The 21,454-nt window shown below is 37.6% G+C and carries 20 protein-coding genes and 5 tRNA genes; 14 read left to right on the top strand and 11 right to left on the bottom strand.

Annotation, left to right across the window (positions count from 1 at the left end; genetic code table 11):
• Positions 1 to 3: 3 nt before the first annotated feature.
• Positions 4 to 555 carry an NlpC/P60 family protein gene (locus C3V42_RS00900; protein WP_048954013.1) on the top strand — a complete coding sequence of 184 codons (552 nt, stop codon included), beginning with the start codon at positions 4 to 6 and terminating at the stop codon, positions 553 to 555.
• A 102-nt stretch (positions 556 to 657) separates the two neighbouring features.
• Here the strand turns inward: C3V42_RS00900 and purA are convergent, their stop codons facing one another.
• Positions 658 to 1,956, bottom strand: a complete 1,299-nt coding sequence (gene purA, locus C3V42_RS00895; protein WP_106013329.1) for an adenylosuccinate synthase — start codon at positions 1,954 to 1,956, stop codon at positions 658 to 660.
• A gap of 128 nt (positions 1,957 to 2,084) precedes the next feature.
• Positions 2,085 to 3,437, bottom strand: coding sequence for a lysine-sensitive aspartokinase 3 (lysC, locus tag C3V42_RS00890; protein WP_106013328.1), 1,353 nt, complete (start codon positions 3,435 to 3,437; stop codon positions 2,085 to 2,087).
• Positions 3,438 to 3,781: 344 nt separating this feature from the next.
• Here lysC and C3V42_RS00885 point away from each other — a divergent pair.
• The 4 genes from C3V42_RS00885 to C3V42_RS00870 all read left to right on the top strand — a co-directional run bounded on the left by C3V42_RS00885 (position 3,782) and on the right by C3V42_RS00870 (position 4,172).
• Positions 3,782 to 3,858, top strand: a tRNA-Met gene (locus C3V42_RS00885).
• Between the two features lie 5 nt (positions 3,859 to 3,863).
• Positions 3,864 to 3,948 (top strand) — tRNA-Leu (locus tag C3V42_RS00880).
• A gap of 28 nt (positions 3,949 to 3,976) precedes the next feature.
• Positions 3,977 to 4,051: transfer RNA gene (locus C3V42_RS00875), tRNA-Gln, on the top strand.
• Between the two features lie 46 nt (positions 4,052 to 4,097).
• Positions 4,098 to 4,172: transfer RNA gene (locus C3V42_RS00870), tRNA-Gln, on the top strand.
• A 215-nt stretch (positions 4,173 to 4,387) separates the two neighbouring features.
• On the opposite strand, the gene fbp is transcribed toward C3V42_RS00870, so the two are convergent.
• Positions 4,388 to 5,392 (bottom strand): class 1 fructose-bisphosphatase, encoded by a 1,005-nt coding sequence (gene fbp, locus C3V42_RS00865; protein WP_048954010.1) that lies wholly within the window; start codon positions 5,390 to 5,392, stop codon positions 4,388 to 4,390.
• A gap of 310 nt (positions 5,393 to 5,702) precedes the next feature.
• Between fbp and C3V42_RS00860 the strand changes: the two genes are divergently transcribed.
• Positions 5,703 to 7,550, top strand: a complete 1,848-nt coding sequence (locus tag C3V42_RS00860; RefSeq protein WP_106013327.1) for an adhesin — start codon at positions 5,703 to 5,705, stop codon at positions 7,548 to 7,550.
• Between the two features lie 72 nt (positions 7,551 to 7,622).
• Here C3V42_RS00860 and pgi read toward each other — a convergent pair whose 3' ends face one another.
• The 4 genes from pgi to pyk form a co-directional block, all read right to left on the bottom strand.
• Positions 7,623 to 9,272, bottom strand: a complete 1,650-nt coding sequence (gene pgi, locus C3V42_RS00855) for a glucose-6-phosphate isomerase (protein WP_106013326.1) — start codon at positions 9,270 to 9,272, stop codon at positions 7,623 to 7,625.
• A 106-nt stretch (positions 9,273 to 9,378) separates the two neighbouring features.
• A complete protein-coding gene (gene alr, locus C3V42_RS00850) occupies positions 9,379 to 10,461 on the bottom strand; it encodes an alanine racemase (protein WP_106013325.1) in 1,083 nt (360 codons plus the stop codon).
• A 9-nt stretch (positions 10,462 to 10,470) separates the two neighbouring features.
• The gene (locus C3V42_RS00845; protein WP_164994202.1) at positions 10,471 to 11,877 is read right to left on the bottom strand and encodes a replicative DNA helicase; all 1,407 of its coding nucleotides are present in this window, start codon (positions 11,875 to 11,877) and stop codon (positions 10,471 to 10,473) included.
• A gap of 141 nt (positions 11,878 to 12,018) precedes the next feature.
• Positions 12,019 to 13,455, bottom strand: a complete 1,437-nt coding sequence (pyk, locus tag C3V42_RS00840; protein ID WP_106013323.1) for a pyruvate kinase — start codon at positions 13,453 to 13,455, stop codon at positions 12,019 to 12,021.
• Positions 13,456 to 13,684: 229 nt separating this feature from the next.
• On the opposite strand from pyk, the gene C3V42_RS00835 reads away from it, so the two are divergent.
• A tRNA-Val gene (locus C3V42_RS00835) sits at positions 13,685 to 13,761 on the top strand.
• Positions 13,762 to 13,895: 134 nt separating this feature from the next.
• Here C3V42_RS00835 and C3V42_RS00830 read toward each other — a convergent pair.
• Together C3V42_RS00830 and C3V42_RS00825 are read right to left on the bottom strand one after the other, a co-directional pair.
• Positions 13,896 to 14,300 (bottom strand): YhcB family protein, encoded by a 405-nt coding sequence (locus C3V42_RS00830; protein WP_106013322.1) that lies wholly within the window; start codon positions 14,298 to 14,300, stop codon positions 13,896 to 13,898.
• 29 nt (positions 14,301 to 14,329) lie between these two features.
• Positions 14,330 to 14,680 carry a RidA family protein gene (locus C3V42_RS00825; RefSeq protein WP_106013321.1) on the bottom strand — a complete coding sequence of 117 codons (351 nt, stop codon included), beginning with the start codon at positions 14,678 to 14,680 and terminating at the stop codon, positions 14,330 to 14,332.
• A 111-nt stretch (positions 14,681 to 14,791) separates the two neighbouring features.
• Here C3V42_RS00825 and C3V42_RS00820 point away from each other — a divergent pair, with 111 nt between their 5' ends.
• On the top strand, positions 14,792 to 15,508 hold the full coding sequence (locus C3V42_RS00820; RefSeq protein ID WP_106013320.1) for a YwiC-like family protein: 717 nt from the start codon (positions 14,792 to 14,794) through the stop codon (positions 15,506 to 15,508).
• On the top strand, positions 15,509 to 16,051 hold the full coding sequence (locus C3V42_RS00815; protein ID WP_106013319.1) for a tetratricopeptide repeat protein: 543 nt from the start codon (positions 15,509 to 15,511) through the stop codon (positions 16,049 to 16,051).
• 25 nt (positions 16,052 to 16,076) lie between these two features.
• Here C3V42_RS00815 and C3V42_RS00810 read toward each other — a convergent pair whose 3' ends face one another.
• Complete coding sequence (locus C3V42_RS00810) at positions 16,077 to 17,612, bottom strand: subtype B tannase (RefSeq protein ID WP_106013318.1); 1,536 nt, start codon at positions 17,610 to 17,612, stop codon at positions 16,077 to 16,079.
• A 185-nt stretch (positions 17,613 to 17,797) separates the two neighbouring features.
• Positions 17,798 to 18,205 (bottom strand): Cd(II)/Pb(II)-responsive transcriptional regulator, encoded by a 408-nt coding sequence (locus tag C3V42_RS00805; RefSeq protein WP_106013317.1) that lies wholly within the window; start codon positions 18,203 to 18,205, stop codon positions 17,798 to 17,800.
• Positions 18,206 to 18,294: 89 nt separating this feature from the next.
• On the opposite strand from C3V42_RS00805, the gene C3V42_RS00800 reads away from it, so the two are divergent.
• Genes C3V42_RS00800 through C3V42_RS00780 form a run of 5 tightly spaced genes read left to right on the top strand, consistent with a single transcriptional unit; the run spans position 18,295 to position 21,346 of the window.
• Complete coding sequence (locus C3V42_RS00800) at positions 18,295 to 18,978, top strand: DUF4198 domain-containing protein (protein ID WP_106013316.1); 684 nt, start codon at positions 18,295 to 18,297, stop codon at positions 18,976 to 18,978.
• Positions 18,979 to 18,990: 12 nt separating this feature from the next.
• On the top strand, positions 18,991 to 19,476 hold the full coding sequence (locus C3V42_RS00795) for a hypothetical protein (RefSeq protein ID WP_005642909.1): 486 nt from the start codon (positions 18,991 to 18,993) through the stop codon (positions 19,474 to 19,476).
• Positions 19,476 to 20,096: a cobalt transporter CbiM gene (gene cbiM, locus C3V42_RS00790; protein ID WP_106013315.1), complete on the top strand. Its 621-nt coding sequence runs from the start codon at positions 19,476 to 19,478 to the stop codon at positions 20,094 to 20,096. Before C3V42_RS00795 ends, cbiM begins: the two co-directional genes overlap by 1 nt.
• Positions 20,096 to 20,728, top strand: a complete 633-nt coding sequence (locus C3V42_RS00785) for an energy-coupling factor transporter transmembrane component T (protein WP_106013314.1) — start codon at positions 20,096 to 20,098, stop codon at positions 20,726 to 20,728. The genes cbiM and C3V42_RS00785 overlap by 1 nt, the downstream gene beginning before the upstream one ends.
• Positions 20,729 to 21,346, top strand: coding sequence for an energy-coupling factor ABC transporter ATP-binding protein (locus C3V42_RS00780; RefSeq protein ID WP_106013313.1), 618 nt, complete (start codon positions 20,729 to 20,731; stop codon positions 21,344 to 21,346).
• Positions 21,347 to 21,454: the final 108 nt, after the last annotated feature.

Below are 21,454 nucleotides of genomic sequence, written 5' to 3'. Positions count from 1 at the left end.
ATTATGTTAAAAAGAATTTTAGTTATTATTGGTTTAGCGACACTCGCAACCGCTTGTTCTAATGGCCCTCGAACGGCAAATCATCAGGCTATTTCTGAAAGTGATGATGCTCAATTAACGGGTTTGATTAGTAATTTAGAAAAAGGTAATCGTTCAGGGATTTTCCATAAAGTGAGAACAAACCGTTCATCTGCATTGATGGGTGATAAGGCTTTAGCTGGTGTGTATAATGAATGGGTGGGAACCGCTTATCGTATGGGCGGTACAACTAAACGTGGTATTGATTGTTCTGCATTTATGCAAACGACTTTTTCTGAAGCATTTGGCATTGAGTTGCCTCGTTCTACGGCTGAACAACGTTATTTGGGTAAACAAATTAGTAAATCAGAGTTGAAAAAAGGTGATTTAGTTTTCTTCCGTAAAAATAACCATGTCGGTGTTTATATTGGTAACAACCAATTTATGCATGCAAGTACAAGCCAGGGAGTGACTATTAGTTCTCTTGATGAAGATTATTGGGCGAGAGTTTATACACAATCTCGTCGTATTATGTAGTATAGAAAGAAATGAATATTTAGTTCATTTTTTACATAAGAGTATTTATATTTAAAATAATAAAGGCGAATGTAAATAAAGTATTTACATTCGCCATTTTCATTATTCTGCAAATGGATCACGTAAAATCATGGTTTCTACACGATCAGGACCTGTTGAAAGAATATCAATTGGCACCCCAGTTACTTCTTCAATACGTTTAATATAGTTAATGCAGTTTTGTGGTAATTTATTTACATCCGTGATGCGGAAAGTATTTTCTTTCCAACCCGGTAATGTTTCATAAATTGGTTCTACACCTTCCCAATCTTTTGCTGCTAATGGTGCATATTCAACGATTTCACCATTTGGCATTTTGTATGCAACACAGATTTTTACTTCATCAAAACCATCTAATACGTCCAGTTTGGTCATGCAGAAGCCAGAAATAGAGTTAAGTTGGATTGCACGGCGAATGGCGACGGCATCGAACCAACCACAACGACGTGGACGGCCTGTTACTGCACCAAATTCGTTACCTTTACGCGCAATTTCAGCACCCACATCATCAAATAATTCCGTTGTGAATGGGCCTCCACCTACACGAGTACAGTAAGCCTTGATGATACCAAGTACATAGTCTAAGTTACGCGGGCCAAAACCAGAGCCAGTTGCAACACCACCAGCCGTTGTGTTTGAGCTGGTTACATACGGATAAGTACCGTGGTCGATATCTAACATGGTGCCTTGTGCACCTTCAAATAAAATGTGCTCACCATTTTTGCGTGCAGTATCAAGAATTGTAGTGATATCTGCCACCATACCAGTGATTACATCGGCAATTGCCATTACATCATCTAAGGTTTTTTGATAATCAACAGGTTCAACTTTGTAGTAGTTCACCAATTGGAAATTATAGTATTCAAGGATATTTTTGAGTTTTTCGGCAAAGGCTTCTTTATTAAATAAATCGCCTACGCGTAAACCACGACGAGCTACTTTATCTTCATAAGCTGGGCCAATACCACGACCAGTTGTACCGATAGCTTTTTTGCCGAGTGCTGCTTCACGGGCGTGATCCATCGCCACATGATAAGGCAAGATTAAAGGACAAGCTTCAGAAATTAATAAACGTTCACGAACTTTAATACCACGGCTTTCAAGTTCACCCATTTCTTTCATTAATGCTTCAGGTGAAACAACAACGCCATTACCAATTAAGCAAGTTACGTTTGGATGTAACATACCAGATGGAATTAAACGTAATACGGTTTTCTCTCCATTGATGATAAGTGTGTGGCCTGCGTTGTGACCGCCTTGGTAACGAACTACGTATTTTACGCGATCCGTTAGAAGATCGACGATTTTCCCTTTACCTTCATCGCCCCATTGAGCGCCTAAGATAACAACACTTTTTCCCATAATTTCCGCCTTTTATTCGGTTAAATTAGTCAAATGAACAGCCGTTTACTTTACTCTTTTTCGGCTTTAATCTCAATGATATAAAAGAAAAAGTGCGGTGATTTTTCACCGCACTTTGGGGTTAGACTTTATTCAAATAAGGATTTGTGTAATGAACGAACGACTTCGTCAGCATGTTCACTTTGCACGAGCATACAAATATTATTGGTGCTTGCACCATAGCTAATCATTCTTACATTATAAGGCTCAAGAGTATCAAAAATTCCTTTTGCTACACCTGTTGCAGTATGTAAATTATTGCCGATTAATGCAACTAATGATAATCCAGTATCGACTTTCACTGAACAATATTGACGAAGTTCATCTAACAATTCGGTTGAAAGTAATTCTGCCCCTGAAGATGCGGAGCCTGTTTTATCCAATGTCAATGCAACGCTCACTTCTGATGTGGTGATAGTATCCACAGAAATTTTGTGTTTAGCCAAAATGTTAAATACATTCGCTAAGAAACCTTGTGCATGCAGCATACTTAAGCTGGAAAGCGTAAGTAAGGTTTGATCTCGGCGTAGCGCAATTGCACGGAAAGTTGGACGTGGTTGAGGATCGCGAGTGACCCAAGTTCCGCCCGCTTCAGGGGCTTTGCTTGAACCTACATAAACGGGGATATTGCTGCGTACTGCAGGGAGTAATGTGGCTGGATGTAGCACTTTTGCGCCAAAGGTTGCCATTTCAGCTGCTTCAGCAAAGCTCATTGTGTCGATACGTTGTGCAGCTGGAACAATGCGTGGATCGGTTGTGTAAATACCAGCAACATCAGTCCAAATTAAAACGTCTTTTGCATTTAATACTTCGGCTAACAAGGCAGCAGAGTAGTCGCTACCGCCACGGCCTAATGTGGTTGTTTTACCGCTTGGTTCACGTCCGATAAAACCTTGGGTGATGACTAATTCGCCGCGGTCTATTAATGGTTTTAAAATGCTATCACTGTTTGATTGAGTTTGTTCATCATTTGGTGCAGCTTTACCAAAATGGTTATTGGTTGCAACAATCGTACGGACATCAACCCAAGTGCCCGATGCGTTTTGTTCACGTAAAATCTCAATAAAGATTTGAGTTGACATCATTTCTCCGTGACTGATGAGTTCATCAGTTAATGCGGGAGAGGTTGCAAGGCTAGCTGCTTCGGAAAGTGCGGTAATATTTTCAAGATATTTTTCAATAATCGGACGAACTCGGCTGTCGTCTTTTAATTCATTCAAAATATTCTCTTGAATTTGACGGATTTCACCAATTAATTTTTCACGTTCTGTCGCTTCTACACCATTTGCTAAAGCGACTAATAAATTCGTCACGCCAGCTGATGCAGAAAGCGCGACTACGCGTGTATTTGGATCAGCGATGACAATTTTGGCGCAAGCTGTCATTGCGGCGTGGTTGGCTACAGATGTTCCGCCAAATTTGGCGACTGAGAGATGGGACATAAGATGCTCCTGAGATGTTGTGATTTTTTAGAATAGTTGGTATAGAAATAACGATTTAGGCATTTTTTGTCAAATAGATTTTATTGACAAATGAAAAAATGCCATTTTTTTAATCATAATATAAATAAAATTTATATATGAATGTGAAAAATAAAAAGTTGGAGACATAGAATAGGAATGCTTACAATGCAAACTGCAAACGTGTAAAAAACAAGTAAAGTGTTTTTTTAATAATCAAATAAACATATAAACACAAATTTTTTCAAAAAAGTATTTGACGAGGTCTCTTAAAATCAGCATAATACGCCCCGCAAAGCCGATATGGTTAGGCAAATTAAGGTAATGGCTACATAGCTCAGTTGGTTAGAGCACAACACTCATAATGTTGGGGTCGCAAGTTCGAATCTCGCTGTAGCCACCAGATTTGCGGGACTGGCGAAATTGGTAGACGCACCAGATTTAGGTTCTGGCGCCGAGAGGTGTGTGGGTTCAAGTCCCTCGTCCCGCACCATTTATCGCTTTGTAAGTCAAATAGTAGTTGGGGTATCGCCAAGCGGTAAGGCACCGGGTTTTGATCTCGGCATCCCTAGGTTCGAATCCTAGTACCCCAGCCATGCTATCAAATAAATCTTCTTTATATCTAATCAAAGATTTCTCTGTTGGGGTATCGCCAAGCGGTAAGGCACCGGGTTTTGATCTCGGCATCCCTAGGTTCGAATCCTAGTACCCCAGCCATATTTCCTGTATTATTACTATTTGATATTGTTTACTAAGCTAAACAAATAATTTATTTTTAGAAATTTAGTAAGTAAGATAGTCATAAAATAGATTATATTGTTATCTAGATCAGTTGTATTCAAGCTCATCTGATGTTGAAAATAATATGGGAGGATGTCCTCCCCCCATTTATATTAAGATTAAGAAATAAAAAGGATTTGATGAAAGATCTCTTAATTTTCTTTAAATTCTTCCATCATTTCTTGCGCTTTTTTCACCATTTTCTCTGAACCGACAAATAATGGGATTCGTTCATGAAGTGCAGTTGGTTTTATATCTAAAATTCTACGATAACCATCACTCGCAATTCCTCCTGCTTGTTCGGCTAAGAAGGCTATAGGATTACCTTCATAAAGTAGGCGTAACTTACCATTCGGGTAATTAGTTGCACTTGGGTAAATATAAATTCCACCTTTAAGTAAGTTGCGATGGAAATCAGCAACAAGCGATCCAATGTAGCGAGATGCATAAGGACGGTTAGTGGTTCTGTCTTCTTCTTGACAATATTTGATATATTTTTTTACACCTTGAGGAAATTTCAAATATTGTCCCTCATTAATAGAATAAATACGTCCATCTTTTGGCATTTGCATATTTTCGTGAGAAAGACAAAATGTGCCGATTGATGGATCATAGGTAAATCCGTTAACTCCGTTACCAGTGGTATATACTAACATTGTTGATGAACCATAAACAATATAACCAGCAGCAACTTGTTTATTTCCAGGTTGCAAGAAATCTTCTAATGTTACTGGTGTACCAATTGGTGAAACTCTACGATAAATAGAGAAAATTGTTCCGACAGATACATTTACATCAATATTAGATGAACCATCAAGAGGATCTGTCAATATAATATATTTTGCATTGCGACCACGTTCTGTATCGAAAGCGATAAAGCTTTCTTCTTCCTCTGATGCAAATCCCGCGACTTCTTCTCGTGCCATTAAGGCTGCTCTCATTGTATTGTGTGCAAATAAATCTAGCTTCATTTGGCTTTCACCTTGCACATTTTCTATACCTGATTGTCCAAGGATATTAGTTAGGCCCGCTTTATTGATATCACGATGGATAATTTTAGCAAGTAATCGTATTGACGATAAAATTCCACTTAACTCCCCTTTTGCATTAGGGTATTCAGCTTGCCGTTCTACAATAAATTCACTTAATGTTTTCATAATTTTCCTTTAGTCTTTAATTATGACTTAATTATAGAAAAATAGTGAAAATAATGCTAATGAAAGAGTGTAAAAATGTGATCAAGATCACATATTAGTAACATTTAATCAAACAGGCTATAATGGTCAATCAATCATTATAGATATATTTAATCTACAATTAGTCAATTTTTCAATAATAAAATTTATTACTATAATGGGTACTGCATTTTTATAGTCTATGAATTTTTATTTATTTCATCTTAAGATTTCAATAGAATGGTAAAAATATAACGAGAACATAATATTGATTAATGTAAGAAGGATATATATGTCAGAAGAAATTCTACCTAGTGTTAATCGTTTAGAACAAGAAATCTCAGCTAAAAATTATGAACTAGCTTGTTTAGAACTTATAAAAATTTTAACTAAACTTGATTGTAATTTTGGTGGAATTGAAGGAATACAATTCGATTATCCAAAACAGCTTTCTGATTTATCGGAAAAACATTTGACGTATTTTTGTACACGCGTTGCAAATGCAGTAACTAATTTATTTATAGATCCTGATTTACATATTTCAGAAAGTGGAGCACTGCGTTTTATTACTTTACAACGTTGGTTGACAATGATTTTTTCAACCTCCCCTTATGTTAATGCAGATCATATTTTAAGAACTTATAATATTAATCCTGATCCTAAAGGTGATATGTGTTTAAAGACTGATTTTTCGTCATTCGCAAAATTCTGTATTTTATATTTGCCAGAATCAAATATTAATGTAGATTTAAATGCACTCTGGGAAATTAACAAAGCGCTTTGTGCTTCACTTTGTTTTGCATTGCAATCACCTCGTTTTATTGGAACAAGTACGGCATTTAATAAGAGAGCTGCTATTTTACAGTGGTTTCCTGAAAAATTAGCAGAGTTTGAGAATTTAGATGAATTACCTTCGGGTATTTCTCATGATGTTTATATGCATTGTAGTTATGATTTTGCAAGTAATAAACACTATGTAAAGCGAGCTTTAAATAAAGTGATTCGGGGACATTTATTAGCTCAGGGGTGGGAAGATCGTAAGATAATTTCTTTGGGGCGTTATAATGATAAGCCAGTAATGATTGTATTACTAGAGCATTTTAATTCAGCTCATTCAATTTACCGTACTCATTCAACTTCAATGATTGCCGCTCGTGAACGATTTTATTTAATTGGCATCGGGAGAAAAGAGGTTGATAAAGCTGGGCGTGATGTATTTGATGAGTTTTTTCAACTTGAAGGGAATAGTATTCTAAAGAATCTTGAGTTTATTCGTCGGACATGTGAAGAATATGGTGCGGCAGTGTTTTATATGCCAAGTATTGGGATGGATTTAATCACCATTTTTGCAAGTAATACACGTCTTGCTCCAATTCAAGCGATTGCGCTAGGGCACCCTGCAACTACATATTCTGATTTTATTGAATATGTAATTGTAGAGGATGATTATGTGGGATCGGAAGATTGTTTTAGTGAAACCTTAATACGTTTACCAAAAGATTCATTACCTTATGTACCATCAGCATTAGCGCCAGAAAAAGTAGACTATTTACTTAGAGAAGATCCAGAGATTGTCAATATTGGTATTGCTGCAACGACAATGAAAATGAACCCTAAATTTCTTGAGACTCTACGAGAGATTCGGGATAGAGCTAAAGTAAAAATACATTTTCACTTTGCTTTAGGTCAATCTTTAGGTATCACCCATCCCTATGTTAAGTGGTTTATTGAGAGCTATTTAGGGGATAGTGCAACAGCTTATGCTCATGCGCCTTATCATCAATATCTCAATATTTTAGGTCAATGCGATATGATGTTAAATCCATTTCCATTTGGCAATACCAATGGCATCATTGATATGGTTACTTTGGGCTTAGTAGGTGTTTGTAAAACTGGTATAGAAGTACATGAGCATATTGATGAAGGTTTATTTAAACGTTTAGGTTTACCTGAATGGCTTATAGCTAAAACTATAGATGGATACATTGATTGTGCTGTTAGTCTTGCAGAAAACCATAGAGAACGACTTAAATTACGTCAACATATTATCGAAAATAATAGATTGAATACACTTTTTATAGGCGATCCAAGTCCTCTGGGGAGAGTACTATTAGAGAGAGTAAATGAATTAAAATTTTAATTATTAATCTGCACTTTAAAAATCTGATTATCTATCAGTAATTAGAGTGCAGATTATTTATATATTAAAAAACTAACGCCATGATTTAAATTGATTAATTAACCCATTGGTTGAACTGTCATGACTTGCTACTTTTTCAGAATCTGTTAATTCAGGAAGAATTCTGTTTGCAAGTTGTTTGCCTAATTCTACACCCCATTGATCGAAGCTAAAGATATTAAAAATCACACCTTGTACGAAGATTTTATGTTCATACATAGCAATTAATGCCCCTAAGGTAAATGGCGTGATTTTTTGAACGAGAATCGAATTAGTTGGCTTATTACCAGTGAATACTTTAAATGGAACAATATTTTTTACATCATCTAAAGATTTACCCGCTTTTACAAATTCAGCCTCGACTTCCTCTTTTGTTTTTCCGAATGCTAATGCTTCTGTTTGTGCGAAGAAGTTAGAAAGTAATTTATTGTGATGATCTGCCAATGGGTTATGGCTTTGAGCTGGTGCGATAAAATCACAAGGAATTAAAGTGGTGCCTTGGTGAATTAATTGATAGAACGCATGTTGTCCATTTGTACCTGGTTCTCCCCAAATAATCGGGCCAGTTTGGTAATGATTAATGACATTGCCATCACGATCCACATATTTACCATTTGATTCCATATTACCTTGTTGGAAGTAGGCAGCAAAGCGATGTAAATATTGATCATAAGGTAAGATCGCTTCTGTTTGGGCATCAAGGAAGTTGGTATTCCATAAACCAACTAATGCTAAAGTGGTTGGAATATTTCTTTCAATTGGAGCAGAGCGGAAATGTTTATCCATTTCATGCGCGCCATTCAATAACTCTTCAAAGTTTTCAAAGCCAATTGATAGTGCAATTGAAAGACCAATAGCTGACCATAAAGAGTAACGACCGCCAACCCAATCCCAAAATTCAAACATGTTATTGGTATCAATACCAAATTTTTCTACATCTTTAGCATTGGTTGATAATGCTGCAAAATGTTTTGCAACCGCACTTTCATCTTTCGCTGCTTTCAGTAACCAATCACGCGCACTTTGCGCATTTGTCATGGTTTCTTGAGTGGTAAAAGTTTTAGATGCAACTAAGAAAAGCGTCGTTTCTGGATTGACTTTTTTTAAGGTTTCCGCAATATGTGTACCATCGACATTTGAAACAAAGTGCATATTTAGATGATTTTTATATGGGCGAAGCGCTTCGGTTACCATATAAGGGCCTAAATCAGAGCCACCAATACCAATATTCACTACATCAGTAATCGCTTTGCCTGTATAGCCTTTCCATTCACCAGAAATAATACGCTGACAGAAATCTTTCATTTTAGCTAGCACCGCATTGACTTCAGGCATAACATCTTTACCATCAACAAGTACTGGAGTATTAGAACGATTGCGAAGTGCGGTATGTAGTACAGCCCGATTTTCAGTACGATTAATTTTTTCACCAGTAAACATTGCTTCTTTTGCGCTATCAAGAGCGCATTCTTGAGCAAGTTGGCGAAGATGTGAAAGGGTTGTTTGATTGATGTTGTTTTTGGAAAAATCTACAAGAATTTGGTTATTGAATGTTAAAGAATAATCGCCAAAACGATTTTTTTCTTGTTTAAATAAATCTTGGATGGTGATGTTTGACAATTCAGCTTTATGTGTTTCGAGAGATTTCCACGCATGGGTGTGAGTCGGGTTAATGTTTTTCATTGTATTTCCTTTCATTAAAAATAATCAAAATTTTAACCGCACTTTCTAGAATTTCTATTAGAGAGGGACTGAATCCCTCTTTTCAGAAAATGCAGTGATTAACAGATTAATCAACATATTCAGTTATAACACGCGGTGTTAATTTTGTAATTAGCTCATAGCTTAAAATTCCTGTGAATTTAGCTACGGTTTCAATAGGTAATTCCTTACCCCATAGAATGACTTCATCACCTACTTGATCTTGGCTATCAGGTCCTAAATCAACGGTTAACATATCCATTGAAACCCTTCCAACGATTGGCACGATACGACCACTCAAATAAACAGGCGTGCCTTCAGGAACATCTCGAGGATATCCATCGCCATAACCAATAGCCACAACGCCGATTTTTGTATCATGTGAACTTGTCCAAATGCCACCGTATCCAACTGGCTCACCTTGTTTATGGTTTCGAACAGCAATCAATGATGAAGTTAAATTCATCACTGGTGTTAAACCAAACTCAGCACCGACGGTATCAGTTGGTGAAATGCCATACATAATAATACCAGGGCGGATACATTCCAGATGAGATTCAGGCCAGAAAAGAATGCCGCCTGACGCAGCAATAGTACGTTCACCTTGTTTATCTTTTGTGGCGGATAAAAAGCGGTTGATTTGAAGTTGGGTATAATTGGATTCTAATTCATCAGCGCGGCTAAAATGGCTGACAAAGCCTAAGTGCGGTTGAATATATGGAAGTTTTTTAAGTTCATTATAGAAAAAATCCACTTCATCTAATGCAACACCTAAACGATGCATGCCTGTGTCTATTTTTAACCAAACTTTAATTGGGCTTGGTAAATTCGCACGTTTTAGTGCATCCAATTGTTCACGATTATGTACGATAGTTTCGATATTATTGACCGCTAAGACGGGCAAATCCTGTTCATTAAAAAAGCCTTCAAGCAATAAAATCGGTTTAGTAATACCGTTGGAGCGTAATGCTAAAGCCTCTTCTAAACGCGCCACGCCAAAGCAATCAACATTTTGTTCTAAAGTTGATGCGACAAACACAACTCCGTGACCATAGGCGTTTGCTTTAACCACGGCGATTATTTTACTATTTGGTGCTTTTTGTTTAATTATTTCTAAATTTTGTTTTAAGGCGTGTGAGCTAATTTTCGCTGTCGCCGGTTTTACATTCATTGTTATTCCTTAATAATCATCATGATATTCACGTTGTTCGGCGAGATTATCGAAGCGTGAGAATTGTCCATTAAATTTTAACCGCACTCGACCAATCGGGCCGTTACGCTGTTTACCGATAATAATTTCTGCAACACCTTTATCTTCTGAGTTATCGTTATAGACTTCATCTCGGTAAATAAACATAATTAAGTCTGCATCTTGTTCAATGGAGCCAGATTCACGTAAATCTGAGTTTACAGGGCGTTTATCCGCACGTTGTTCCAAAGTACGATTTAACTGAGAAAGGGCGATGACTGGCACTTGTAATTCTTTGGCTAGCGCCTTGAGGGAGCGAGAAATTTCTGCAATTTCTAGTGTTCGGTTATCTGAAAATGCGGGGGCGCGCATTAATTGCAAATAATCCACCATAATCATACTTAATCCACCATTTTCACGATAAACTCGGCGTGCGCGAGAACGAACGTCGGTAGGTGTTAGGCCCGAAGAGTCATCGATATAAAGATTATTTTTTTGCTTGAACATTCCCACTACGCTAGCAATTTTGTTCCACTCGATTTCATCTAAATTCTGGCCTGTTCGGATTTTAGTTTGATCAACGCGAGCAAGCGATGCGATCATACGCATCATAATTTGTTCTGCTGGCATTTCCAAACTAAATACTAAAACAGGTTTTTCACTTGCCATTGCGGCATTTTCGCAAAGGTTCATAGCGAAAGTAGTTTTACCCATTGACGGACGTGCCGCAACGATAATTAAGTCAGAAGGCTGTAAACCTGCCGTTTTTTTATCAAGATCAGTGAAACCAGTCGTAATGCCTGTTACGCCTGAATGATTTTCAAGTTTGCTCAAAATATCGATTTTTTCAATAGTACTTTCCAGCACATTGATCACATTTTGTGGGCCCTCGCTAGAAGTTGTCCGTTTTTCTGCAATCGCAAAGACTTCACGCTCAGCCTCATCAAGAATTAACTTGATGTCTTGTCCTTTGGGAGAATAGCTATTTTCAGCAATGCGATTTCCTACCGAAATAAGTTCTCGTAATATGGCTTTTTCTCTCACAATATCCGCATAAGCCAAAATATTAATGGCATTCGGCGTATTATTGGAAAGCTCTGCTAGATAGGCAAATCCACCCACTTCATCGCTTACACCTCGGCTTCTTAAGGCTTGATCTAGCGTAATTAAATCAATAGGTGATTGATTACGCATGAGATGTTCCATTTCTGTAAAAATTAGACGATGCTGAAAAGTATAAAAATCGTCAGCAATCACACGTTCAGCAATGCCGTCCCAATGTTGATTGCTCAGCATGATGCCTCCCAATACGGCTTGTTCAGCCTCAAGTGAATGTGGTGGAATACTTATTTGTGCCGTTTTTTTGTCAGAAGATTTGATTTGAGGTTGTGATGCCATAGGACTTATTTTGATACTAGAATGTCGCTTATGATACCGCAAATATCTATTAGGTTTAAGTGAAAAGTGCGGTGGAAAAAGGAAATAAAAAACGGTGGAAAAATCCACCGCTCTTTCATTTTAACGTATCTAGATTGTTGATTATTCAACAATTAATGTACGACATACGTTGGTTTCTGTCGCACCTTGTCCACCTTGAGTTAAAAGCACTAAATCGCCTGCAGATAAATAACCTTTTTCTTTTAATGATTGTAGTGCAGCTTTTGCACCAGCTTCAGTACGGCTATCTTCACCATAGAAAACAGGAGTTACACCGCGGTATAACGCACAAAGATTTAAGGTTTCTTGATGACGAGATAATGCAAAGATTGGTAAACCAGAACTAATACGAGACATTAATAAAGGTGTACGGCCTGAGCTTGTTAATGTAACGATAGCAGCAACACCTTTCATGTGATTAGCAGCATACATTGCAGACATGGCAACAGATTCTTCAATATTTTCGAATTGTTTGTCCATACGGTGACGAGAAACGTTAATGCTTGGCATTTTTTCCGCCCCTAAACATACGCCAGCCATTGCGGTTACTGTTTCAGAAGGATATTGACCAGCTGCTGTTTCTGCAGAAAGCATAACAGCATCAGTACCATCTAATACTGCGTTTGCAACGTCCATTACTTCAGCTCGAGTTGGCATTGGGTTGCTAATCATTGATTCCATCATTTGAGTCGCTGTAATTACCGCACGATTTAATTGACGTGAACGACGGATTAATTTTTTCTGTACGCCGACTAATTCAGGATCGCCGATTTCTACACCTAAGTCACCACGAGCAACCATGATAACATCAGATGCTAAAATAATATCGTCCATCGCTTCATCAGTAGCCACTGTTTCTGCACGTTCAACTTTAGCAACGATTTTTGCATTTAAACCCGCTTGTTGTGCAAGTTCACGTGCATAATTCAGGTCAGCGCTTGAACGAGGGAAAGAAACAGCTAAGAAATCAACGCCAATGCGTGCAGCAGTAATAATGTCTGCTTTATCTTTTTCTGTTAAGGCATCTGCAGATAAACCACCGCCTAATTTGTTGATACCTTTATTATTTGATAATGGACCACCAACAGTGACTTCAGTGAAAACTTTCGCCCCATCAGTTGATAATACTTTTAATTGAACACGGCCATCATCTAATAAAAGAATATCGCCAGGAACAACATCTTGTGGAAGGGTTTTATAGTCTAGACCAACAGATTCTTGTGTGCCTTCACCTTTTGGTAACTCTGCATCAAGAATGAATTTGTCACCAATGTTTAAGAAAATCTTACCATCTTTAAAGGTAGAAACACGAATTTTAGGACCTTGTAAATCACCTAAGATTGCCACAGTTTTACCTAATTTTTTCGCAATAGAACGTACACGTTCAGCACGTTCAATATGGTCATCAGGTGTACCGTGAGAGAAGTTCATACGAACTACGTTTGCGCCCGCTGCGATAATTTTTTCAAGATTGTTATCACGGTCAGTTGATGGGCCCATAGTACATACAATCTTCGTTCTTCTTAGTCTTCTAGACATTATTTACTCCGTCAATAATTACAAAATTTTAAAGATACTATTTTTACTTGGCTATATATTAGCCAGATGAAAAATCGGTGCGCATTATACGCTTAAAAATTGGGGAAATCAAAAACAGCCCGGTTATTTAAGGCAATACTGTTTACTTTTTTGTCAGTTATCTCGAGTTTTAAGAAAAATACTTGTTTTCAGATTAAAAATATCTATAATTCCAAACGATTTATGCAGTGCAACTATAGCTCAGTTGGTTAGAGCACCACCTTGACATGGTGGGGGTCACTGGTTCGAGTCCAGCTAGTTGCACCATCTAACCCTTTCATAACCCCGCGAAACTAATCGCGGGGTTATGTTTTATCTAGGTTTTATGAGTAGTATAAGAGAACAATAAATTGTTCCTATATCAAAACGGCTAAAAACATTTCTATTTTTAGCCGCACTTTTTAATTTTCTTCTTTATTTTCTTTAAATAAGCCTGATGCGCCCTCTGAATAATCTCTTGGTTGTTCATTTTGAGATTTATCTGTTGCAGTAATTAACTGTTGGGTGAATAAACCTTTGTGATCTTTTTCGCCCAGTAAATTATTGGAGGAGGTTGCGTAGTGGCGATAAAGCTTTTGATAATCGTTAATGAGGGTTTTGAATAACTCAGCACTTTCTGCGAAATGTTTTTCGATTTGTGCTTTTTGTGTATCAAGTTGGGTTTTGGCTGTTTTTAATTCAGCTTCTGTCTTAGCTTGATGTTTTACGGATCCTTTGGTTAAACGCACAATAATGTAACCAATAAATAATCCAAGAATAAAAGCGATACCAATTGCTACCCAAATTTCATTTGTCCAATTTTCCATAATGTTCTCCTGTTTATTTGGCTTAAAAACTAACAAGTTGCAATAATAACAATTTCAACTTTCCAACGAGGATCCGCTAATTTAGCTTCGACTGTTGCTCGACTTGGTGGGCTAACATGATCGACCCATTCATCCCAAGCTTGATTGAATTGAGCATAATCTTGCATGTCTACCAAGAAAATTTGTGCGGTTAAAATGTTGCTTTTATTGGAGCCAATTTCTGCTAACAATTTATCAATTAAACCTAATACTTCTTTGGTTTGTTCGTAGGCATTTTGCTCGATGGTTAATTCTGGAACTTGCCCTGCAAAATAGGCAAGGTTGTTATGAATTGAAACTTCACTTAAACGTGTGCTGGGTAAAATGCGTTGAATTGTCATAGGGTTCTCCTTTGGGGTATTTTTTTCTATTCTAAATAGCGTTTACCATTTTGTAAAATCCTCTTTACTAGGCTAGAATACCCGATAATTATTCTCAATTATTTAATCATTATGAAACTGCTTATCTCTAATCAGCATGGCGCTATTGTTATGGCATTGGTGCCTTTTATTTACGGCATGTTACTTGCGAATCCTGTATGGGCGCACGTATTTTTATTATTAGGATGGTTTTCGCTTTATTTGATGACTTATCCTTTTTTGAATTTGTTTAAAGGTAAAAATCTTGAGTTATACAAAAAATGGTCTGTGATTTATTTTGCTGCCGCTGTGATTTTTGCGATTCCCGCGTTAATTTATAATTGGCAAGTGCTGTATTTTATGTTTGCCATGCTGCCGTTTGTCGCGGTAAATATTTATTTCACCAAGAAAAAAGATGAGCGTAACTTATGGAATGACTTGGCGGGGATCTTAATTTTTGCTCTATCTGGAATGGGATCTTATTACTTTTCTGACCGCACTTTTGATGAAAAAATACTTTGGGTGGCGATTTATCCAACGTTATTTTTTATTGGAACAACACTTTATGTGAAATCCATGATGCGTGAGCGAAAAAATCCATGTTATTTTTGGGCATCAGTGATTTTTCACTTATTATGTGTGCTGATTTTTGTGGTTTCGCAACAATTTATTTTAGCATTAGCTTTTGTTCCCGGGTTAGTGCGAGCGGTTTATCTGCCCACTAAAAAGCTCTCTGTTATGCAAGTTGGACTAACCGAATTTGCCATTACTGCCGTGTTTTTTATTTTACTTTTAATAGCAACTTTATAAATGAAACTGAAGTTATTTTTTCATACAGTATTATTTTGTTTTAGTTTGCCTGTTTGGGCAATGAAAACCGTTGATATCACAGCGAGTTCGAAAATGGATGATCAAGCAAGAATGAATTTGGCACAAGACTTTGCCAATAAACAGCAATGGATCTCTGTTTTCGATATTATGTATCCGATGGCGTTAGAAGGAAATATAACCGCTCAAAGCAATCTAGGTATGTTATATAACCTTGGGCGTGGCACGGTGAGAGACTACGAAAAGGCTTATTGGTGGTTTAGCGAAGCGGCAGAGAAGGGTAGTGTGAAAGGGCTAAATAACCTTGGCGTTATGTATCTGCGTGGCGATTACGTCAAACAAAATACAGAGCAAGCCATTAAGCTTTTTGAACGTACAGCTCGAGCTAAAGATACGGATGGAATGATGATGTTAAGTAATATTTATCGCTCACAAAACCAACCTGAAAAATCATTGGAATGGCTGAAGAAAGCCGCTGAATTAGGCAATAAGGAAGCAAAACAGCGTTTATCTAGTCAGCCATAATTTAAAAGTGCGGTTGGTTTTTCAGTTATTTTGAAATGCTATCAATCCATTGGAATAATTCATCGAGATCATAATCTCCTGAATGAGGTACACCCCAAGGCGTTTGATAGTCAACTTGCTTACCATTCATGCGTAATTTCACTGCTAAGATCGCACTAATCGCATGAGATGTATCACGATCTGATGTTCCCGCACGGATGCGCCAATGCTGCGTTTTACTCTGATCGAGATAATTCATGGCATTCATGAGTTTCACGATTTGTTTATCTGCCATTTCACCTTTCTCTGTACTGTGTTGCAGTGAATATGCAGTAAAATGTTTATTATTTACCGTTTCCGTACCGAATAAATTATTCTCGCCAGAACTCAAATTCAATGCGTCAAACGCAGGGGGCGATTTCATTCGTTTTTCTGAGTGAACATAGCCATCCCAATCAATATCGCTTACGCCATCTTTACTGACTTTCACCCAAGGTTTACCCTCAAAAGAGGCACCGTTTTTATGGGCTTTATCTGCAGATGAAGCAATCACTGAACGCATATAATCTTTGAAAGAGCCATTTCCTTGTGCATCTAATGTCAAAGCATGACCTTTTTCATCTTTTAAATTTAAGCTATTTAAGTAAGCTGGAAACGCCGCTTTAAGTTGATCAGAAACCTTGATTTCATCTGCAGACAATGTCCCTTCAATTTTAGCTTTTTCTACCTGTGAACGGTCATTATAGCTATTGGCATCTAAACGGCTCATATCCATACGGCTATATTCATTTAAACCGTTAAATTCCCACTCATAAGCACTATCCGCATTCTCTAAATTGGTAATCGGGCAATAAGCCGATACCGCAAAAATAGCATCACTTGCCTCGGCCGCGCCGGCTTGTTTTAAATAATCGATATAATCGTTGCTATCACCACTTGCACCCAGTAAAGCAGATAATGCCCCTCCAGCACTGGTGCCGTTAGAAATAATCTTCTTCGCATCACCAGGCATCACATTATCATTCGCATGCAAATAACGAACAGCAGCTTTCAAATCAATAATTGCTGCAGGTGCTTTACCGGTGTATTTCCCGTCTTTTTCTAAAGTACGGCCGCGCGCGCCTACGCTCGCCACTACATAACCTTTAGAAAGTGCGGTCACAATGGCATTTGGTTTATCGCCACTACCAAAACCTTTGGCATCATAGGTTGCCGCTTTAGCCGGCATATAGCCACCAACTGCATTAGGTAAAAAGATCGGCGCCGTTTCAGCTGAATAACCATTTATTTTTTTACCCTTAAAATAAGCTTCCGGAACATAAATATTTAAGGTTTGATAATCAGGCTCGATAGGATTCGCCACGTACACAATCTTTTCAAAGGCACGGAATTTAACTGATGAATCCCCGACTTTTACCTCTAAAGTGCGGTAGTTTTTTGGGGTGAATTTAAGATCGAATCCCTTGTCTGTTTGATTAAAATAAGGGGTATTGGCTAGAGGATCGGGTTTATTTGGTATAGCAAGTGTTGAGGTTGAAAATGTAAGTGCAATAAAGGTTGCAAGAAAAGTAGCTTTTTTCATAAAAATCTCTTTACTGATAAATCTTATTTATAAGACTATTATGAAAAATGAAAGTTCTGGAGAACACTAAAAAATACAGGCAATTTAATTCTTGAGACTGTAAGGTGTATTTTAGAAAGTTTATTAAGCATGTAATTTTTGGATAATATACCTAGGACATAATTGTGTATTACATAAGATATAGGCTATTTTAACCGCACAAATTTCACACCACTATGTTGCAATAGCAATTTCATTGGATCTTCATCATTTGAGACTGTTTTTTCACGTAATTCAATTAATTTCATCCGCAAATGGGCGAGTTCATGAATTCGTGTTGCCACTTCTTTAATATGTTTGTCTAACACACGATTAATTTCTTTTGCTTGTTGTTTTGAGGCGTTTTCTAAATTCAGTAGGCTTTTTATTTCACTTAATGAAATATCTAAATTTCGGCAGTTACAAATAAATGATAAACGTTGCAAGTGTTCTTCATTATATTGTCGAAAATTGCCTGAAGTGCGTTTTGGGGGCGGGATTAAACCTTGTTGTTCATAATAACGAATGGTTTCTACGGTGCAGCCTAGGGCTTTAGCAAGTGCTCCAATTTTCATTAATCACCTTAAAAAATAACTTGACTCTAAAGTTACTTCATATTTTATCATGCTTTCAGATTTTCTTAAACAAACAAGGAGCATCCAAAATGGAATTAAAAAAAATCGCAGTGGGATTAACCGCACTTTTAGGTATGTCTGTTGCTAACGCTCACAATGTTTGGCTTGAACCTGCTTCAGCTAAAGGTGAATATGTGGTGAAATTTGGACATGAACAAACTGAAACCTACCCAGAATCTAAACTTAAATCAATTCAAGCCTTAAATGCGCAAGGAAAATTAACTGCAGTTGACTACCAATTCAGAAATGGCGAAGCCTATCTTATGCCTAAATCAGATTTAGTATTCGTTCATTTTGATAATGGTGTATGGTCAAAATTACCAAGCGGTAAATACGTTGAAAAAACAAAACGTGAAGAACCAACAGCAGAATTTAGTACCAATCCTGTTAAATTTGGTAAAGCGATTTTGAAATGGGATGCTGAATCTTTCAAATCTCATCAACAAGCTTATGAATTGGTTCCTCAAGAAAAAGCACAAGCGAACAAACCACTTTCTATCCTTGTGTTACATAATGGTAAACCGGTTCAAGGGATTAAAGTGGGCGTGAGTGAAGATGCACCGTTCAATTTAACGAATGAAAAAGGTATCGCTCAATTTACGCCAACTAAAGGCTTCAACAAAGTATGGGCAGAGTTTGAGGAAAAAGTAACAAATAATGCGGATTACGATCGTCGCTCTGTAGAATATATGTTAACTTTTGATGCGCAATAATATGGATTTGGGATGAAGAAAATTGTTTTTTTAACCGCACTTTTTGCGGCTTGCTATCTCCCGAATGCTTATGCCCACGCGCTTTATGTGTTTGCCCAATATGATGGGCAAACACTCTCTGGCAAATCCTATTATTCTGATATGACCCCAGCAGCTGAAACTTATTTAGAAGTTTTCCGTTCTGGTGTTGCTGATCCCGTTTTAACTGGAAAAACTGACCGCCAAGGCGCATTTAAGCTTTCTATTGCTGATGTGCCACATACAACCTTAAAAGTTGTAGTGGAAGGCGATGAAGGACACCGTGCATCAGTTGTTGCTGCTCATACATCTGCCGAAAATCAAAGCGGTGCAGATTTAATGCTGCTTCGTGAAGATATTGCGCATTTAAAAGATAAAATTTATTTGCATGATATTTTAGGTGGCATCGGTTATATCGTTGGTATTGCTGGACTTATTGCTTTACGTAATGCGCGTAAAATTAAACAAGGACGTATTTAATGCATTTATCTGAAGGCGTGTTACATACGCCTATTTTATTAGCTGGCGCAGTGCTTGCTGTTGCGGGCATTGCTGTGGGGTTACGTCGTTTAGAATCAGAACGTTTACCGCTCACCGCACTTTTTGCAGCTGCATTTTTTGTGGCAGGAACCATTCATGTGCCCGTAGGAATTGGTAGCGTGCATTTAATTTTAAATGGCATGGCCGGTTTATTTCTTGGGTGGGCTGTTTTTCCTGCATTCCTCATTGCGCTTTTATTGCAAGTCATCTTCTTTTCTTTTGGCGGATTTGCAGTGTTAGGCGTCAACCTTTGCGTGATGGCAACGCCAGCGGTGATCGCTCATTATCTTTTCCGTTCTCGTTTACAGCCACAAATGGCATTAAAAGATCGCTTATTAGTAGGTATTGGATCTGGCGTAATTGGCGTTGGCGGAGCAGGCGCGCTTGCCTCTTTTGTGCTGATGTTAGATGGTGGAAAAAGTTATCTGAATCTTGTTTGGCTCTTGCTAGTCTCTCATATTCCAGTATTTATTTTGGATAGTATTATCAGCGTAGGGGTGATTACCTTGCTTGGTAAAATGTATCCTGAAGTCATGAATCGTACCGAGAATTTCTCTTAATGAAAATTCACTGCTTGTTTCAACCGCACTTTAGGTTGATTTATCTGTTTATTTGGGGGCTAATCATTAGTGGATTGAGTGATCTCACTTGGCTTATCCCCCTTAATTTACTTGCAGTTTCTCTCTTTTTTATTTCACTGCTGTTCAGTCAAAAATCTTTTTTGCCCTATCTTAAACGTTGGTTTGCTTTAATCATTTTTATTGCTTTAATGTGGGCGACATTAAGTTGGAAAATTGGAGAAAATGGCATTGAACTCAATTTTCAAGGCATAGAATTAGCAGAAAAGTTAAGTTTACGGACTCATTTATTGCTGATTTCGCTTTGGCTTTTTTTGTGGAATATTAATGATGCGGTGCTTGTTCAAGCCATTGGTAAATTGCCTTTGCCAGAAAAATTAATTCAACTCTTTGTGCTGACCGTACGTTACATTGCACTGCTTGGCGAATTGCGTCAAAAAATGGATATTGCCATGCGCGCTCGTGGATTTTGTCCTGGGCTTAATCGGCGAACCCTTTATGTGACGGCTCAAAGTGTCGCTTTATTATTGATTCATGCCCTGTTGAAAGCCGAAACGGCGCAAATGGCTTTAAAATGTCGTGGTTTTCAGTTCGGAAAAAAGAGAGAAAAATAAATGTTAGCTGTAAATAATCTTTATATAGAACGCAATGGTAGAGCGATTATTCAAGATTTGAGTTTTACCTTGGAAGGTCAAAAACGCCTTTTTGTACAAGGGGAAATTGGCTCAGGAAAAACGACGTTACTTCTTGCTTTGTTGGGATTTGTTCCTGTAACCAAAGGTGAAATTAAACTATTTGGCCAAGTTTGTCGTGAAGAAAAAGATTTCGCACCGTTTCGAGGAACGGTTGGCATTTGTTTTCAAAATGCCGATGATCAACTTTTTGGCCCAACAGTGTTGGATGATATTGCTTTTGGACCATTAAACCAAAATGTGCCTAGAGATCAGGCGTATCATATCGCAGAGCAGCAATTAGAACGTCTTGGTATCACACGTTTAAAAGATCGTATGGTACATACTTTATCTGGTGGTGAGAAAAATTTCACCGCACTTGCAGGTGTCTTAGCGATGCAGCCAAAAATCTTATTATTAGATGAACCCACCAATGGATTAGATCGAAAAAATACTGAAAAATTGACCGCACTTTTGCGTGAACTTTCCTTACCCATTTTGATTTCATCCCATCATCATGGATTTATTAACGAATTAGCCACAGAAATTATCAGTTTATGATCTTCATCAAAAAGCCGAATTTTGATTGTGCTATGCTTGTTGCAAATTTGTTGACAAAGCTAAGGGCTTTGAGTGTTTTAAACATTATTTCTGTTGAAAGTCAGTTTG

This window comes from Haemophilus sp. oral taxon 036, assembly GCF_002998595.1.
GTDB lineage: Bacteria > Pseudomonadota > Gammaproteobacteria > Enterobacterales > Pasteurellaceae > Haemophilus > Haemophilus haemolyticus_K.
Note: the sequence above shows the minus strand (reverse complement) of the source record. Positions and strands in the feature narration are given on the sequence as shown.